13 protein-coding genes are annotated in these 17,627 nt (G+C 55.2%); 4 read left to right on the forward strand and 9 right to left on the reverse strand.

Features of this window, described 5'->3' with window-relative positions; translation table 11 throughout:
• Positions 1–2 precede the first annotated feature (2 nt).
• The 4 genes from HMPREF0574_RS07895 to HMPREF0574_RS07910 form a co-directional block, all read right to left on the reverse strand.
• Positions 3–1,673, reverse strand: a complete 1,671-nt coding sequence (locus tag HMPREF0574_RS07895) for an FAD-binding oxidoreductase (RefSeq protein ID WP_004008208.1) — start codon at positions 1,671–1,673, stop codon at positions 3–5.
• A 248-nt stretch (positions 1,674–1,921) separates the two neighbouring features.
• The gene (locus HMPREF0574_RS07900) at positions 1,922–4,273 is read right to left on the reverse strand and encodes a YhgE/Pip domain-containing protein (protein ID WP_004008209.1); all 2,352 of its coding nucleotides are present in this window, start codon (positions 4,271–4,273) and stop codon (positions 1,922–1,924) included.
• On the reverse strand, positions 4,270–7,098 hold the full coding sequence (locus HMPREF0574_RS07905) for a YhgE/Pip domain-containing protein (RefSeq protein ID WP_036325091.1): 2,829 nt from the start codon (positions 7,096–7,098) through the stop codon (positions 4,270–4,272). Before HMPREF0574_RS07905 ends, HMPREF0574_RS07900 begins: the two co-directional genes overlap by 4 nt.
• A gap of 59 nt (positions 7,099–7,157) precedes the next feature.
• Positions 7,158–8,045: a patatin-like phospholipase family protein gene (locus HMPREF0574_RS07910; RefSeq protein ID WP_004008211.1), complete on the reverse strand. Its 888-nt coding sequence runs from the start codon at positions 8,043–8,045 to the stop codon at positions 7,158–7,160.
• A 322-nt stretch (positions 8,046–8,367) separates the two neighbouring features.
• Here HMPREF0574_RS07910 and HMPREF0574_RS07915 point away from each other — a divergent pair, with 322 nt between their 5' ends.
• Complete coding sequence (locus HMPREF0574_RS07915; RefSeq protein WP_004008212.1) at positions 8,368–9,732, forward strand: hypothetical protein; 1,365 nt, start codon at positions 8,368–8,370, stop codon at positions 9,730–9,732.
• 62 nt (positions 9,733–9,794) lie between these two features.
• Here the strand turns inward: HMPREF0574_RS07915 and HMPREF0574_RS07920 are convergent, their stop codons facing one another.
• The 3 genes from HMPREF0574_RS07920 to HMPREF0574_RS07930 form a co-directional block, all read right to left on the reverse strand.
• Positions 9,795–10,682 (reverse strand): nucleotidyl transferase AbiEii/AbiGii toxin family protein, encoded by an 888-nt coding sequence (locus HMPREF0574_RS07920; RefSeq protein ID WP_004008213.1) that lies wholly within the window; start codon positions 10,680–10,682, stop codon positions 9,795–9,797.
• Positions 10,679–11,326 carry a type IV toxin-antitoxin system AbiEi family antitoxin domain-containing protein gene (locus HMPREF0574_RS07925; RefSeq protein ID WP_004008214.1) on the reverse strand — a complete coding sequence of 216 codons (648 nt, stop codon included), beginning with the start codon at positions 11,324–11,326 and terminating at the stop codon, positions 10,679–10,681. Before HMPREF0574_RS07925 ends, HMPREF0574_RS07920 begins: the two co-directional genes overlap by 4 nt.
• 96 nt (positions 11,327–11,422) lie before the next feature.
• Positions 11,423–11,962: an N-6 DNA methylase gene (locus HMPREF0574_RS07930; RefSeq protein ID WP_004008215.1), complete on the reverse strand. Its 540-nt coding sequence runs from the start codon at positions 11,960–11,962 to the stop codon at positions 11,423–11,425.
• Between the two features lie 121 nt (positions 11,963–12,083).
• Here HMPREF0574_RS07930 and HMPREF0574_RS09855 point away from each other — a divergent pair, with 121 nt between their 5' ends.
• Together HMPREF0574_RS09855 and HMPREF0574_RS07940 are read left to right on the forward strand one after the other, a co-directional pair.
• Complete coding sequence (locus tag HMPREF0574_RS09855; protein ID WP_231294252.1) at positions 12,084–12,284, forward strand: helix-turn-helix transcriptional regulator; 201 nt, start codon at positions 12,084–12,086, stop codon at positions 12,282–12,284.
• Between the two features lie 14 nt (positions 12,285–12,298).
• Entirely contained in the window at positions 12,299–12,820 is a 522-nt protein-coding gene (locus HMPREF0574_RS07940; RefSeq protein ID WP_004008217.1) for a hypothetical protein, read from the forward strand.
• Between the two features lie 734 nt (positions 12,821–13,554).
• On the opposite strand, the gene guaA is transcribed toward HMPREF0574_RS07940, so the two are convergent.
• Positions 13,555–15,141: a glutamine-hydrolyzing GMP synthase gene (guaA, locus tag HMPREF0574_RS07945; RefSeq protein WP_004008218.1), complete on the reverse strand. Its 1,587-nt coding sequence runs from the start codon at positions 15,139–15,141 to the stop codon at positions 13,555–13,557.
• 176 nt (positions 15,142–15,317) lie between these two features.
• Here guaA and HMPREF0574_RS07950 point away from each other — a divergent pair, with 176 nt between their 5' ends.
• Positions 15,318–16,070, forward strand: coding sequence for a GntR family transcriptional regulator (locus HMPREF0574_RS07950; protein ID WP_004008219.1), 753 nt, complete (start codon positions 15,318–15,320; stop codon positions 16,068–16,070).
• Between the two features lie 29 nt (positions 16,071–16,099).
• Here HMPREF0574_RS07950 and HMPREF0574_RS07955 read toward each other — a convergent pair whose 3' ends face one another.
• Entirely contained in the window at positions 16,100–17,617 is a 1,518-nt protein-coding gene (locus HMPREF0574_RS07955) for a family 20 glycosylhydrolase (RefSeq protein WP_004008220.1), read from the reverse strand.
• Positions 17,618–17,627: the final 10 nt, after the last annotated feature.

Consider the following 17,627-nt stretch of genomic DNA (forward strand, 5'->3'; position numbering starts at 1 on the left):
CACTACACCAGCTTCTCTGGGTTCAGTATCCCTACCGGATCAAGTTCGTGTTTAATCGCACGGATAAGCTCCACTGCGGGTGTGCCGATTTCGCCTTTCAGGAACGGACGGTGATCCGTGCCTACCCCGTGGTGGTGTGTAGTTGTCCCTCCCGCATCAATAATTGCCTGGGATGCCGCGTGTTTCACGGGCCACCACTGAGCTTGGGGGTCATCGCCCTTTTGCGCCGCCACCACCGTAAAGTATAGGGAACAGCCTCCCGCATAGACGTGACTGATGTGGCACATAACCACCGAAATCGTGCCGGTTTTAGCAAGCTCCGTAGTTAGGGCTTCTGTCACGGCGGTCTTAAGCCTGGTGATGTTTGACCAGTCAGTAGCGGTCTCCAGGGTTTCGCAGATAGCTCCGTTGTCAATCAATCCGTCACGCAGTACCGGAGCCCCAAAACGTCCCTGTTCCCATTCCCGCACCGGCATTTCGCCCAACGACGTGCCCCCGTGCGCCAGCAGCACTGCCCGCGTTTCTTCATGGCGGGACTTGGTGTGATTTTCGCTGCCCTCAAACATGGTCAAGCACAAGCATCCGACTTTGCTGGTCGCAGCGGAACCCATCGAGTCGGTATTGGACAGGTTCAGTGAGGATTCAATCTCGTCAGAGAGGCGTATCACCGTTGGACCGCAGCCTTCCTGTACTACAGCGCGCACCGCAGCGGCGCCGGCTGCAAAATCTGGGAATCGAAAAGCCTCGTAACGTTTAGTCTGCGGAATCTTGTGCACCTGTAACCGCAGTTTAGTGATAATCCCGAAACTACCCTCGGAACCTAAAAATACGTGACGCAAATCGGGGCCGGCGGCTGACATAGGCGCTTTCCATCCGACTTCCATAATGCCCTTGGGGGTCACCACGGTCAGCGAACGCACCATCTCGTCAAAACGCCCATATCCAGCGGAGCTTTGTCCCGACGACCGCGTCGCCGCGAATCCGCCCAGGGAGGCATAAGGAAAAGACTGCGGATAGTGACCAATCTGCAAACCATACTCGCCCAGCAGCAACTCGGCGTGCGGTCCGGAGAGCCCCGCCCCGAAGGTCGCTTCACAAGACACCGGATCCACGTCCTCAAGCTGGTCAAAGCGGCGCAGGTCAATGCTGATGACTGCCCGCATCCCGCCTTTCTTGGGACTGAGACCACCTACGACAGAGGATCCCCCTCCGAAAGGAACCACCGCAATCTTTTCGCGGCTGCAGAACTTGAGGACCTCCCAGACTTCCGTTTCTGTTCCCGGAGCTACTACCGCGTCGGGAGCTTCAATCACCCGATTCATCCGCCAATCGACCAGGTCAGGGTAGGACTTGCCGCGGGCGCGACGGATGCGTTGCTCTTTGTCGGTGGTGACGTAGCCGGGTCCTACGATTTCCCCAAGCGCTGCAAGGTCAGCATCGCCCAGACGGATTGGGGACAGTTCCGTCTGTGCTGTGGTGCGACGATGCAGCGTCAGCTCCCCTACTCCCAGCAGTTTGTGCAGCAGTTTTTGCACCGAGGCAGACAGCTTTTTGGATTCATCTGGCGTCCCCCACAGGTTGTGCTCCATAGGAGGCAGGGGAACCAAACACTCGGAATTCGTCGAGTCCAAATTAGAATTAAAAGAATCGAAAGAATCAGCGACGTTGCTCATAATCTCAGCTTATCACCTTTACACATTCCGTAAAGGTGATAAGCGATAGATTTTGACGAGTCGCGACTCCGTACCTTTGGTCGCCACTGAACCCTACTCGTGCAACTTTAGTGACCGAGTTTGCCTAGGATTTCTCGAATTATTTGTGGTAGTCCGGGTTGTGTTGTGGTTTTCTGCCCTTTTGGCATTTTGATGGTTAATTTACAAACGAAACAATGCCAATTGGTCCCCGTAAGGATAGCCCCCGACTACATGACCTTCGTTTTTTCAATGGCTTTGGTCATATCGTGAATCCGCCCGGCAATCGTATGCCGCAAGACCAGCCCGAGCACCAGGTTCGGAATCAGGAACAACAGGATTATCACCAAGTTATAAGCAAAGTCCCCCGCATAAATCCCGGCGATAGCTGAACGCATCAGGTTAATCGCATACGTGGCCGGCAGCCAGGGACTGATGTTTTGGAACCACTGCGGTAGCAGTTCCAGCGGATAGGCGCCGCCAGCGGCAGAAATCTGTAACACCAGCAACACCACGGCTAAGGCTTTGCCTGCATTGGAAAGCGCCACGACCAGCGTATAAACAATATTGGTAAAGACGGTGGAAATGATCCATCCCGCCAAAATCAGCAGGAAGGGATGCGCCGGTTCAATCTCCACGAACACAATCAGCCCAATCATCAGCAAGGTGGATTGAGCCATCCCTATTGCCCAAAACATGAAGTAGCGTCCCAGGTACTCCTGAGCCCCGATGAAGACAGGCTTTTTTACTGCGGCTTTCACGACCGATTTCGCAGCTGGAGTCGGTCTTATTTCGCCCGATTTCGTACTTGGTTCTGCTGATCGTGACGATTCCGCAGCATTCGTATCCACGCTAGCGGCTGTATCCGGATGTTTCCGGTCTGCAACGCTGTCCAGGTAGCGTTGACCCACATTCGGAGAAATGTCAGTGCGCAGGAATACCCCCGCCAGGAGCGCCCCAACCCACAGGGCTATGACGGTGAAAAGCGGAGCCATGCCCACCCCGAAAGTGGCGACTGGGAACACAGCATTGCGTTGTACTGCTACGGGGGAAGAAATCAGGCGGGCAAACCCCTTGGGGTCAGCCCCCAACGTCGTTGCGATTTGGCCCAAGTCCACTTCCCCCCGAGTGGACGTTATCTGTTCACGAGCCCGGTCTAGGCGGCTAGCCCCGTCACGCATCTTTTGTGCGGTGTCGACCAGGGTCTTTTGGGAGCGGCGCATACTCTCAATCATTCCGCCCGCACTTCCCGACAGGTCGGCTCGCATCGCCTCTAGGTATGAACGGAAAACTTTCACATTCTTGCCGGCAGAGTCCAGGTTTTCACGCAGGCTTTCAATCTTTGGCTGCAAGTTTTTCTCGTAGTTGGACCGGGTCATGTCAATAGCCTGTTGCGCTTCCGCTATGGCATGGCGAGCCGACTCTCTCAGGTCAGAATCGAGAGGCACCCCCTGGTGCAGGTCAGCAGCGATAGTGCCCAGTTGCTTCGACAGGCTTTGTTGGCGAGCAATCGCCGCGTCCATCTCGGCCAGGAACCGGTCTACAGTCGGATCCTTCCCCAGCAAATCCGCCCCGTCCGAGCCCAGTGACTGCTCGATTACGTCCCGAGTCTTTTGGAATCCACTGATTTGTTTATTCAACAAGGTCTGCAGCTCTTCGATTGCAGCAGCACTGCTTTGTGTGGTGCTATTGGTCGAATCCAGCAAGTTGTCCAACTGATTTTGCAGGTTGGAAATATTGCCTGCGGCCAGGCTCACAGCATCATCGAGCCCAGAGGAAACAACCGCGAAGGGATTATCCGTCCCCCCGGTACTATTGACCCCGGAACCAACTGTGTCGCCAACAGCCTCATCGAAAGAGTCCTGCACCCCCGCAGCCAGCTGCTTAGCCCCTGTGGCCAGGGGCACCGCCGAACCTATCACGGTAGACAGAGAACTGACTGTATTCGCCCCGGAATTCAGTTGTGCACAGAGGGATTCGAGGCGGTTACTCAGCCGATCCAAGGCCGCCTGAGTGTCGGCAGTGCCCAAGTAGGAGGACACGTCCTCGGCAATACCCACGGCGACTTCGGCCAAGGTTCGCGAAAAAGTCGTGTTAATTTGCGCGGTGACACCCTGAGCGCCTTGCGTAGTGAGATTGGCGGACAGTGGGTTCTTCTTTTCGTTGGTGTACAGCGTGATATCCGCCGGGGCGGCCCCGCCGGCATAGAACGTGAACATGGACTGCGAAAAATCCTCCGGCAACACAATTGCCGCGTAATACTCCCCTGAGCGTGCACCTTCCAAAGCCTGATCTTTGCTGGTCAGAACCCAGTCGAACCGGTCATTCACGGCCAGTTCCTTGAGTACCGTATCCCCCACATTAACTTTGACGTTCAGGAGCTTGCTGGTGTAACCCTCATCGGTGCTGGCCACGGCAATCTGCAAACGTCCCGAATTCGAGAAAGGATCCCAGGTCGCCAGTACGTTGAACCAGGTGAAGAACAAGGGCACGGTAATCAACAGAACCATGAAAATCCGAACCATGACGCTGCTGCGAATCTGGCGGAAGTCGTCACGAATGATAAAAAGTACTTTGTTCATCGTGCTGCCTCCCCGGTTACTGAGGCATCGGTTTCGCCCGTCGGCTTCTCGGCACTTTGATCCGCTGCGTCGTTCCGGGCTAAATCCTGGGATTCGTCCGGGATTTCATCAGCAGATTGGTCCACGGTTTCGTTCTGAGTTTCCTCGGGGTTGTTCCCCGCGCTTTCGCCTCCGACTTCATCCAATGTTCCGACGGCGGTCCCCAGAACGGATTCCACCGCGTCGTCTTCCTGCTCCGACGCGGTAATCAGGCGGCGTTCACCGCGGCTCGAGTTATGTCCGCTGTTCAGGCTCTCCGACTGGTTCGTGGTTTTGGTAGCATTTGCATCTCGCTGGCGGGCGAGGCTCTCGAAAAGCTCATCTTCCGTCAGATGCGACAGCCTTTCGGCCCGTTCTATGGAGCTCTTTAGCGCGACCACGTTAACCAGCGCCCCAATAATGACCAGTCCCCAAATCGCTACTATGCCCAGAAGCGCTGGCTTACTGGCGGAGGTGAGCCGGGAAATTATCCCCAGCACAACCAGTCCCAAAATCCCCACGCTGCTCAGTCCATTAATCAAAGCGTGATAACGGGCATTGAACTTTTCTTGACGTCGACTGATACGGGTGGAAAATTCTTTCCGGTTGCCCAGCAGCGCAATGATGTTACTCAACCGGTAACCAGGGCTTTGCAGCTGCACGTTTTCATTCACGACCAGTTCAGTGCGAGCCAAATCGTCATAGAACAGCTGGGTGAAGTAACCCAAGCGACGCCTCCCCACAAACCCCAACAGGAACACCGTGACGCTCATAATCAATAAAACCGCCATAACATGCCAGAAACGCCCCTCATAGAACCCGCCGATAGTTTCTCGCATCGCGTTGATGCCATAGGAAAACGGGAGCATTGGGGAAAGCTGGCGGAAGAATCCGGGCATGAGCTCAATCGGATAGATGCCCGAGGCGCCGGGAATCTGCAACACCACCAGTAAGATTGCCAGGGCTCGACCAACGTGACTGAGAGCGGCCGCTAAAGCATAGATAATTGCCAAATAACACGGCCCAATCAGCATGGATGTAGCAATAAAAGCGGGAGCATTGACCGCTTGAACTCCCATTAGTAAACTGCCCACGCTGACAATCAACCCCTGCCCTATAGACAGCACACCAGAGAGCGTAAATCGTCCCAGATAAGCCGAGCGCAAGCTCAACCAGCCAAAGCCCTCTTTATCGACTTCCACCCGGAAAATAATGACCAGGATAAGCGCACCAATCCACAGGGAAAGATTGATGAACATGGCCGCCATTCCCGAACCATAAGAGTTGATGGGGAAGATCGTTTGTTGGTCAAATTCCACCGGTGAAGTCAGGTAGCGTCCGATATTGGTCGGATCCAAACCAATGACTTTTTCCAAGGTTCCGGTCCGCAGCGCAGTGGCCAGAGTCGCCACATCGGTTTGCGCCCCGCGAGTCGTACTGGCCAGCCCATTCAGGTTGCCCTGCACCTGGCCAAGCACGTTTTGCATGTTCACAATCTGGTCATCAACTCCGTGGGCCAACGCAGAAATTTCCGTAAGGGAAATTCGCGCAACACCCACCGCGGATTTGATGGCTCCCAGCTGTGCCGACAGCTGCGTCACCCGGGCATTTAATGTGGATGCTGCCTGATTGGACTGTTCACGCAGACCAGTGGTAACTCTTTGCACATCGGTCTGAGCCTGATCAAAGGCTTTCATTAGCGCCTGCAAATCCTCGCTGGCATTTGCCGCATCTGATCCGGTTTTCCCGACCTTAGCGAGCAGATTCTGCATGTCGCTCAGCTGGGAATTCAACTTCGCAGCGAGCTTTTGTGTCTGCGGGTAACCTTGCAAAACCGCAATCTGATCACGCATTTTCGCTGTCGAAGCATTCGCCCGCTGAATACCGGATTGCAGCTGCGAGTTCATTTCGGTGAGTTTACTCGCCGCATTCGATACCGCCGAACCCGCGACCGCCGAGGACTCATTGAGCGCTTTTTGGGCGTCAATACTGGCTTGCCCCGCCGTAGCCGTGAATTCGGAAACATCGGAGACAACCGTTCCTAAAATGTCTTGGGAGTTGCTCAAAGCCGCAGAAACATCAGCCAATGCGGGGTCAGCTGCAGCCAGCGCAGCCCGGACTTTTTTCATAGTCTCTAAGGAACCCGTCAGAGACGTACTGGCTGAATCCAAGGCGACTTGCGCATCAGCTAAATCCCGATTGATACCGCTTAAGGCATCTAAAGCACTACCCTGAGCACCGACAACATTTTCGTCAATCTCTAACCCACCATCGCGCAAAGACTGTGCAATGGCTTCGCCAACCTGGCCTCGGAAAGTAGACGTGATTTGAATATCAAGTTCATTTGCTCCGACATCGGTAATTTTTGGCGCAATAGCACCTTTCTTTTCATTCACATAGTATTCGATGGTCGGCTGGTGGCGTTGACCGCTGAAAATATCTACCAAATCTTTACTAAAGGTCTGAGGGATGACGAAAGTCGCATAAACTTCCCCGGCTCTGATTTTGCGATTGGCCGTGTCCTGATCCGTAAACTGCCAGCCGAGCTGTTCATTCTCCGAGAGCTGATCGACTATGAGGTCGCCAACATTGAGCTGACCAGTCAGTGCAGATGCCGCCCCCGCATCGTTATTCACCACCGCTATAGGAAGGTTTTCCGTTGCCTTATAAGGGTTCCAAAAGGCCGCAATATTCAGCCAAGTGTAGAGGGCTGGGGTGACTAAGATGCCAAAGACGATAATCAGGGACCGCGGAACCGCAATAATCCGCTTCACATCACGAGTGAATACCCGCCAGCTATCTTTCACCCCCCCAATCATAACTGCGTGTTGGGATTCTGGCAGTTCACGCAATCTACCACGCGACTTTACAGCCCTAAGAACTCTTTGACCTTTGGGAGTTCACGTTGCATCTGTTCGTATCCGGCAGCAAAATTTTCTTCCAGCTTGGCGGGATTATCTTCGAAATTCGCCACCCCCATATGTTCGGGATAAAACACGTAGGCCTTGCCCTCAGCCTCCAAGCGTTCCAGCTCCGCCCGGGTCCGGTTGTAATTCGCGGGACGGTCTACCAAGGCCTGCGCCGCCCGTGGATAACGCGCCAGCAAAGACCGATAAATCCAATCGGGCAGACGGTTTTCCTTAACATAATCCCGCGGTCGTGTCAGGATGACCAGAAACTTTTCGTAACCATCTGCCTGCGCCACATCTAGAGGAATCCCACCGCTGGGACCTATAGCACCGTCCATGCAAGCCTCCCCGGCGATGTAGGTGACCGGGGTAGCAATCGGCATGGATCCAGAAGCCTTGCACACATGGGTCAGCTTTTGCTCCGTGTCCACCTGGTCTGCACAGAAATAAACATTTTCTCCACGCTCAGCGTTGTACACCCCTACACGCCACAGCGCTGGGTTAGCCGCAAACCGTTCATAATCCAGTTCCAGCATTCCCCCTGGTTCGGTCATGTCGTAGTACATGTGATGGGTATCAAAAATCCCTTTACCTTTGATGGCGGTCTTCCAGCCGCCAAAAGCAGGATCGGTAGAAACATCAACAAAACAGCGCCGGGAGCGTTGCGGCAACCGAGCCAGATAATTCACCAGGCAGGTTGCCCCCGCAGAAATCCCTGCCACGTAGTCCACGTAAACTTCAGCCTCCAACAGGGCGTTTACTGCTCCCCCGCTGTAGCTGCCCCGCATAGCTCCGCCTTCAAACAGCAAAGCCGTGTCAAAGACATTGTTTTCAAACCGTTGCATTTCAAGTCACCTCTGAACCCATCGTAGGGCTTGACCTGGTAATCCGCATCGGGAGAGTCACACGTTTATTCCCACTTAATCGTTACAGAGCCCGTTTCCGCGTAGTCAGCATCATGTCTGAACTGCGATTACTATCACTTTCCAATCGACAAAACAGCGTAGTCACCCTGTGGTCAGTACTGACTACATGGCTGCATACCTATAGTGCGGCAGTCAACCATTAACAAAATCGGAGGGCGCTCGAATTCGCTGCATGTTACCGACGCCGCACCGCTCCGTTAATCTTTACGCAGCCTAAACGTTAAAATATTGACTGCAGTTTATGAAAAACCAGTTTTTATTGCGACAGGCGGGCACAGCTATGAAATTCCCATTCCCTGGCAAGCACGACAGCGACTCCGAACCGGAAGAAGACTGCGAAGGCGACACCATTATCAGGACGGATAGCGCGGAAATCATGCCCACCATCGACAGCGGCGATGTCGACCTTGCTCTGTATGACCACGTCAAGATTGACGCCAAAGCGATTGGTGGGGCGGCATACGCAGACGCCCTTATACCTATGGCGGCAGCAGCGGCAGACGCGACGGCTCCGTGGAACCACGCAATCGTGCGTTTTCCCAAGGGAGCGGGTTGGAACGACCTGCTCAATCGAAAGACTCCCGGCTGGGAAGAGTGGAAGCAGCTCGGCATCCTCAAGAATGGCAAGTTCCAGCCCCAGGCCGCCATCCGACAGGCAAAGCTTCAACCGTTCGCTGTCGCCAACCTGGCTCTGCAAGGGGCGGCGATCGTCGTCGGTCAAGCATACATGGCGGAGATAAGCAAGCAGCTCGAAAGCATCGAGTCCGGTATCACGGCGATTCAACAGGAGATGAGACTCGAGCGTGAGGCTGACATCGAGGCGCGCTTCGAGAGGCTTTGCGAATACATCTCCCAGTATGAGGAAATCTCGACAAACCCAGAGAAAAAGCAAGCCGTGCACAACGCCATAGAAGGAATCTGCGTTGAAACCCTCAAGGCCTGGAAGTTCCAGGTGAAAGCGATGAGGGAGTTCGGTGCGCACATGGAGAGCCCGAAACGAATGAAGGATGACGAGGTACGAGCCAGGCTCAACGAGTTCCAAGGCAGGGAGCGTGATGCCCTAGCGGCATTTCGCCTCTTCTTGGCTGCCGAACAGGCATCCATGCAATACGACGAAGATTTCAGTGCAGCGAGGATAGCACGGGAACGTGAAAAGGTAGAACGGTGCCTCACTGACTACGCTGAGGTGCGCGACAACGCACAGACCCTTCTCACCGAACGGATCAATAACGTCCGCGGGGGTCTGCTTGCCGTGCCAGATGCGGAGAAGGACGACTACGAGCACCAGAACGCGTTATTCGACCTTGGGCATTTTGTCACCCATAACGCACCGCGTATCACCCCGGTTGCCATGCGTAAGGAAGCTCAGAAGCAGGCAGCCATCAATAAGGACTGCTATCGCCAGGCCGCTGGTGTTGCCGACCCGATTGCCCTTATAGGCGAAGAGCGTGAAAACGAACTGGCACGCATGAACTTCATCTACAACGAGGCAGATGCCATGCTCATCGATGGCGATGGCGTCTACTTCTTGAAGACACGCGCTGATAAAACGGAACTTAAAACGGGCGAATCCGAAGCTTCTGAAAACCAGAACGCGGACGAATAATCAGATGCCCGCCCATAGACGCGGCGGGGCGGGCGTCTTCCTTGTTCTATAAAAAATCGATTTTACTCCCATTCGCACGTTACCGGATTCCAGGTCATACCATCTGCAAAACCGGCATACACAAGATTGAAAAGTCTGCCTGCGAGTTCGACTGACGCGTCAATGCTCCGAAGCGAATGGGGCAGACCGGTCTGGGAGCACAGCCTCTCGTACTGCCGCTCATGAGGAGCGCCCCATTCATCTGGGATGCAAAATGTCTCAGGTAGGGCGATGCCGCGCACGGCGCTTTCCTGTAGCACGCGCTCTCGTAGCTTTCCTCCATCTATGGAGCATGTCACCGCATAGACCGCAATATCAACAAGATCCTTCACACGGGAGGAGGCTCTACCGTCGTGCCTTTCAACCAGTGCACAGAGCTTATCCGCCAACGCGCTCTCGACGGGATAGACCAGATAGTCGCATACCGGCAACCCTTCGACCTCAATCCTGTCCGCAGGGGTGATGAGCTCCGCACTTTCTAGTGGAACCTCGTCGACAACGAGGTCGATGGCAATGGGCTGCAGGCTCTTCGAGCCAAGCGTGGGCTGGAAAACAACGCGCAGTCCGCTCCGATATTCGTCCTCTGCCTTTATCGGGTCAGCGGATACAAGCGTGAACCGCATGTAATCGCCAAGGTCCACAAAGGCAAGCCTTTTCAGATCTTCGAGGGCTCGCTCCAGAGAACGCTCATTACAGAGTAGATCGATATCCTTCGTCGCACGCGCGTCCACGGTTCTGGCGAGCATGCTCTGACCGCCTTTAAGCACGAAAGCGCGATGTGGGTCGCTGAAAATACGGCAAAGAAGCCTGTGGAAATAGAACCCGGTCATGGCTCGACCCGTGTCGAGCGCCGATCGTCTGGTTGCCGCCTTTGCGGCCATCTCGAGTGCCGCTGGAGTCTGGTATCTCATCTGGCGCACTCCTTGTCGAGGCGCCGTTCCATGAGTCCGCGAATCGCCGATAACGATTCCTGCACGCTCTTCCTCTCCGGCTGGTCGGCAATTATCTTCACCAGGCGGTCATAGTCGAGATTTCCCGCAGAGTTGAAGGCGTCTTCCACCAAAGACCATTCTTCGTTGTCCAGGCAAAGATCGACGAGCGTTCGTTCGGGAAGCGTAACAGGTAGCCCCTTAATCCAGCCCACGTCGTCCGGGTTGATTCTTCTGATGGCGATACTCGCTGATTTCATGCGGGAATTAATTCTACGCGGTGCGTAGATGCGATACGGTGACAGGTAGAAGTCGCCGAGGTTCTGCAGACTTGCCGCAGTCGCTCCGCCGATGACGATTCCGTCCCAGGCGCCGACCTCTATGCGCTCGTGGGTGAATGCGGCTGGATCAGTTAGCTTCCAGACAGCCGCAAGCTCGTCTGTGAAATCGCTTCGTAATCCGGCAAGCCGGTATGCACCGTGCACTATTCGCTCAGCTCGACCAGAGGTCACGGCTTGGGACAGGGCGTTGCGCGTGATTCCGAGCCGTGCGGCTTGAGCCGTGGTGAAGACACCCTCCGAGGCGGAGAGCTCGTTTAGAGCAGCTATGTGATTCGAATAAGTCACGTTGCAATTGTACGCTTTTAGCAGACATACGCAACCACATCAAGAATAGAAAGGACTTCGTTTCTTTCGCTTCCCAGGTCTACAAATTGGGGTTTGTTAGTCATTCTGACCACCACCGAGCATACGGCGAAGCTCCGCGAGACTCTCAGTCATCTGCCTGTTCAAGTCGGCCAGGTCATCCAGGATTTCCTCGGTGGGCGGATACTCTACGCGCTCGTAGACAGTCTCCGTGTACTTGTTAAAGCTGAAGTCATAGCCGTTCTCTACAATCTCGCTCTTGGACACCAGGAAGCTCTTCTCGGTGCGAGCACGGTCGCGCTCGGCGCCGAGATTGCGCCAACGGCTCAGGATGTCGGGGATGTCATCGTGCTTTTCATCGGGGTCGCGCTTGTCGTCGAGAGTGTAACCGTCGCCCTCCATATTGTAGAGCCACACATCATCGGTGCCACCCGCGTCAGTCTTGGTGAATACCAGAATCGCGGTGCTCACCCCGGAGTAGGGTTTGAAAACGCCGGACGGCATGTAGATTATGGCCTCGAGCTTCTGGTTTTCCACCAGCTCGCGACGCAGCTGCTCGTAGGCCTTCGAGTTACTGCGGAACAGCACGCCGTTCGGCACGATGCAGGCGCGACTCACCGCCCATGCGGCGATGCGGAGCGTTTCGTGTCATCTATATTTGACATTAAGAGAAATATCGTGGATACTTTTCATGTCGGATATATTTGACATTTACCATTGCTTCGCGGAGGAGAAGAGCGTGATTCAGAAACGAAACGAAAGGATGCGCGCCGCGCGCAAGGAGGCGGGACTGTCGCAGGCCGAGCTTGCCAAGGACGTCGGCGCAACCCGCCAGACCATCTGCAGCATCGAGGCCAGCAACTACAATCCCAGCCTCAATCTCTGCAAGCTCATCTGCAAGAAGCTCGGCAAGACGCTTGACGAGCTGTTCTGGGACTAGCCGAAAGGGGCATCATGAAAGACATCATCACATCTCAGAGCGAGGGGAAGGACGAGCGCATGTCGTCGGTCCTCGCCCCAGTCTACCGGGCCGGCTTCTACATCCTGGCCGGCGGGGTGCTGTTCGACATCTCCTCTCGCTTCAACTACCTAGCCAGGACGGGCGGAGGCTCCCTCGGGGAGTCGGTCGAGTTCGCAGCCCTGGTCGCCGCGCTCGCTCTCGTCGCGCTGGCCAAGGCGAGAAGCGGTGCCGTCAGCGACTCTCTCCGCGTTCTGGAGGCCAAGACCTTCGGCGGGACGGGCCTCGTCTGGAAGGGCGCGGGTGTTTCCCTGCTGATAGGGGTCGCGGCGGCACTCGGGAGGCTGTCCAGCGAGGTCGGCCTCGGCGGCTGGACCTCCGTGATGTGGCTCAATGACGTCGCCATCTTCGTCATCGTGTCCGCGCTGTCGGCGGCAGCGGTGCTGGGATACCTCTACTGCTGCTGGCGCAGCTACCGGTCGAGGGAGGACCGGCTTGCCGTGGAGGACGACGCCTAGGGCGGCCGAGCCAGGCACGCGGCCGGCGCCCGGGCTCCCAGAAGGCCGACCGGGCCCTGGAGGCGTGGAAGCGCATGCGCGCTGGCTCTCCGCCAGGGAGATCTCCGAGGAGGACTACGGGGCCTGGAAGGCCCGTTTCAAGGGCTGAGGGCGCACAGATAAAGCTGTCGGGGGCGCGGGCGCCCCCTTCTCTTTCCGCCGGGATTGTCACTCTTCGGCAACTACTGCAATTCGGAAGCGTCCCATAAACGTTCGGAGTAGGGTTCTGGGACGCGCGGCGAGAGTGACTCCAGGGTCTTCGGATGCCGTCAGAACCTGTCGGAAACGCGTCCGAACCCGGTTTCCGGGAGGTTTGTCACTCTTCGCTCCTACCTGCGCATACACGGAATCGGAGCGCCAAAAGGCGGGGTGATTACACGGTGACTACACGCAGGGCCCCAAGATGGCGCCGTGACCGAAAAACGCGATGGAATCATTTCGTTGGCATTGGCACGTTTTCGGGACAAGTCCTGTTTCATGCCAACTAATCTCATCCTGTGCAGGCGTTGAACAGGCGTTAAGAGTATTTCCGCAGTTCAAAGGAGGTAAGAGAAGCCCGAAATCGCTTGATTTCGGGGCTGGTCGGCGAATTCCACTCATCGAAATTTCCGGTGGCTTTGTCCTATTCCTACCACTAGATGCTAGCCACCGCCACTAGACGGGCGGCTTGCAGCTAGATGGAACGAGGGCTAAGTTCACTCCCACTCAATGGTCCCCGGCGGCTTGGACGTGCAGTCCAGTACCACGCGGTTGACCTCGGGGACCTGGTTGGTAATCAAGTTAGAAATCCGCGCCACCAAGTCCCAATCCAAGCGCGACCAGTCCGCAGTCATCGCGTCTTCTGAGGAAACCGGACGCAACACGATCGGGTGCCCGTAGGTCCGCCCATCACCCTGCACCCCTACAGAACGCACATCCGCCAGCAACACCACGGGACACTGCCAAATCTCCGTGTCCAGCCCGGCTGCGGTCAGCTCGTTGCGCACAATCAAATCCGCCGCTCGCAATATCCGCAAGCGTTCTTCGGTAACTTCCCCAATGATGCGGATAGCCAAGCCCGGGCCAGGGAAAGGCTGACGGTTCACGATGACATCGGGCAACCCCAATTCGCGCCCCAGAGCACGAACCTCGTCTTTAAACAGTTTGCGCAGCGGCTCAATCAACTCAAACTTCAAGTCCTCAGGCAATCCGCCCACATTGTGATGCGACTTGATATTAGCCGTGCCGCTGCCGCCACCAGATTCCACCACATCGGGGTACAAAGTCCCCTGTACCAGGAACTTCACTTCCCCACCGCTGGCGCCAATCTCTGCCACGACCTCACGTTGGGCGGCTTCAAAAGAGCGGATAAACTCGCGACCGATAATCTTGCGTTTCTGTTCCGGTTCGCTCACCCCCGCCAGCGCTCCCAAGAAGCGGGCGGACTCGTCTACAGACTTGACCCGGATTCCCATGTTGGCGGCGTAGTCTCGTTCCACTTGCTCGCGCTCCCCCGCACGCAGCAAACCGTGGTCTACAAATATACATGTCAGCTGGTCACCGATAGCCTTATGAACCAGGGCAGCCGCCACGGAAGAATCCACCCCGCCAGACAATCCGCAGATAACCTGGGCATCGCCCACGCGCTGGCGAATCTCCTCCACCTGAGTGTCGATGATGGATTGTGGCGTCCACACCGGATCCAGCCCGACTAGGTCATGCAAAAAATGCTCCAGGATCCGTTGACCGTAGGCACTGTGACGAACTTCGGGATGCCACTGCACTCCATACAGCCCTCGTTCAGGATTCTCAAAGGCTGCTACCTTTGTATCATCCGTCGCCGCGGTAACTTGAAAATCGCTGGGAGCAGCCGAAACCGCATCCCCATGACTCATCCAAACTACCTGTTCAGAAGGGGTTCCTTCCAGCAGCCGACTGTCCGGAGTCACTTCCAAGTTGGTCCGACCGTACTCGGAAGTTCCGGTAGGGCTAACAGTTCCCCCCAGGGCTTGTGCCATGACCTGAAACCCGTAGCAAATGCCCAGTACCGGCACATTTGCCTGAAAAACTGCCGGGTCAAAGGTCGGAGCCCCCGGAGCATAAACAGAGGACGGTCCACCTGAGAGAATGATGGCTGAAGGCTGTTTATCCAATATTTCCCGGGCGGTCAGGTTATGTCCCACAATTTCCGAGTAAACTTTCGCCTCACGAACTCGGCGCGCAATAAGTTGGGCATATTGCGCACCAAAGTCGACAACTAAGACGGGTCCTACGGGTTTACCGTGTTGCAAGTTTTCAGCCATGGGTTAATCCTAAAACATTTCTTCGCTATAAATTGACTCCGAATTTCCCAGACTTTATTCAGGGATATTTCGTTGATATTTCAACGGTTTTCGCTAATGTAAAGGCATTAATTGTCGATACAATAATATGTAGGGTCAAAGGATAGACCAATGACATAAGGGAAAGGAGACCCGCCATGAGTCAGGTACCAACTTACTTCGAAGCTGACGTTCGACTGGATCGCAACTCCCCAGTTCCGCTCTACCATCAGATAGCTCAGCCGATTGAAGAATTGATTCTTTCTGGTCAGCTTACCCCCGGTACGCGCTTGGAAGATGAGCTTTCCATGGCACGACGCCTCAATGTCTCTCGCCCTACTGCTCGTCGAGCCCTCCAGCAGCTGGGTGACCATGGACTGCTGGTACGTCGCCGTGGTGTCGGCACTCAGGTAGCTCCGACCCGGGTACATCGCCCTAATGCCCTCTCCACCATCTTTGACCAGATGAAGGCGGACGGGCACAAGCCGTCTACGGAAGTTTTGTCTTACGGCGCCTCCCCAGCTAACCAGGAAGTCAGTGCGAAACTGGAGGTGGCTCCCGGCACCAACGTAACCACTATCCGTCGCCTGCGCATGATTGATCGGCAACCCGCGGGGCTCATGTTTGACATGATTCGTTCCTCGATTGCTCCGGCTGCCACCGCCTTAGAACGTGATTCTTTTGAAAGTGCCCTAGCCGAGCGTGGCGTTGTCGTGACGATGGCTCGTCAAGCGGTGTCTGCCCGCAAGGCCTGTGGTCCAGAGGCTCAGCTCCTGAGGATTCCTGCGGGTTCCACGGTGCTGAGCATCCAAAATGTCTCTTATGACGAATCCGGAAAGATTGCCGCCTACGGTGAATATTTGTTCCGGGCAGACCGCTTTGCCCTAAAGAACACACTCTTCGCACACTAGATTCTTCGAACCCCTTCTTCGCTCTGGCATCAAATGATGTCAGAGCTGGGTTTTTTATCGACTGTCGAGAGCGTTACTTTCCGGAATGTGAACGTGCCCTCGCCCCGTAGACTGTCGAAGGGCCACTGTGCTACGCCTTCACAAGTGTGGGTTAGGATTTGACCGGTTAGGGCAGGTTTTATGCAAAAAACTTCATCAGTCTGGGATAGGTTTGGGTTATCTGTGAAAACTGCAGCGCTGATTATCCATTTTTGAGTGTTTCGGCTTTCAGCTTCATCCCATCCTGCAGGCCAACTCACGGACATGTCAGCTGGGGGCTCCAGCGACGGGCGCGCCCCGGCTTGGGTAACCACACCCAAATGCTTTTGCCCGTCTTTCAAGGTCAAGTTCTTTCCGCAAGCTGTATCCGCGAGGGTGCAATATCCATCTGGCGTGTGCTGGACTCGCCAGGGTCCCTTTCCTACCGCGTCCAGTCCAGGTATCTCATACAGACCGGGAGACACGGTACTGCCCGCTATTGTGGGCACGGGGGGATAACTCATCCGGACGGCGCGCCAATCATGATTGCGTTTAGTGCCGTATTTACCCAACTCAGCGACCAGCATCAAGGAATCTTGAATGGCTTCCCAAACCTCATGCTCGGTCTGCCGATAGGACTCATCAGGCCAGATTGAAACTCGCAAGCCTCGCTGCCCGCTTGCACCGTCCCGTGGTGAGTCGGAGAGGTATTGATTGCCGATAAAAGTGCGGGCATCCCAGTTGCTTTCCCACAGTGCGGGAGCATCGACTCGATACGGGGGATGAGATCTGGACCAATATAGAACCTCGCTGTTATTAATAACCTCGTGTCCCCGCTGTCTAAAATCTGCTATCCGCAGACCTTCGTCTTTCCAGTATTCAATCAAAATATCGGTATCCAAATGCACCACGGAAGTTTCGCGTACTCCATCGTTCCAGGTTCGTAAACGCCTGCCCTGCCCTTTTACAAACTGGTTAACTTGATTAACAAAAGAGTTAAAAACATCGTATTCACTAGCATCGGGTCCGAAGTTCTGATGGGCATATTCCGCGAGGTACGGATAGTTAGTGAAGGAATCGTGAATCATGTATTCATCTGCACCCATATGCCACCAACGACTGGGGAAAATACGCAGGTATTCAGCAACTATCTGGAGATAGAACTCAATTGCTTGCGGATTGGTAATATCTAATCTGCCCTCCGGGTCTACACTTCCATCGGGTCGCCGCAAGGCATATTGCGGATAGTTTTCTAGCCAAATTCCCATATGCCCGGGCGCATTCACCTCGGGAATAACTTCAATCCCGAGTCGTTGCGCTAACGCTAATATCTGCGATACTTGCGATGAAGTGTAATAATGCCAGGTATTCGCGCGTTCCCAACGCGGTGATTTGAGTTTCAATTCCCAAATTAGCGTGTTTAGTTCGAGTTCATGCATCCGCTCCAGCAGAGCCTCAATAAACTCTATCGAAATACCAACTTGCGAAGCGCACAAAGTCACGCCACGCTCCGGGAAAGCAAAAGTCATGTTGTTCTCG

Source organism: Mobiluncus curtisii subsp. curtisii ATCC 35241 (assembly GCF_000146285.1).
GTDB lineage: Bacteria > Actinomycetota > Actinomycetes > Actinomycetales > Actinomycetaceae > Mobiluncus > Mobiluncus curtisii.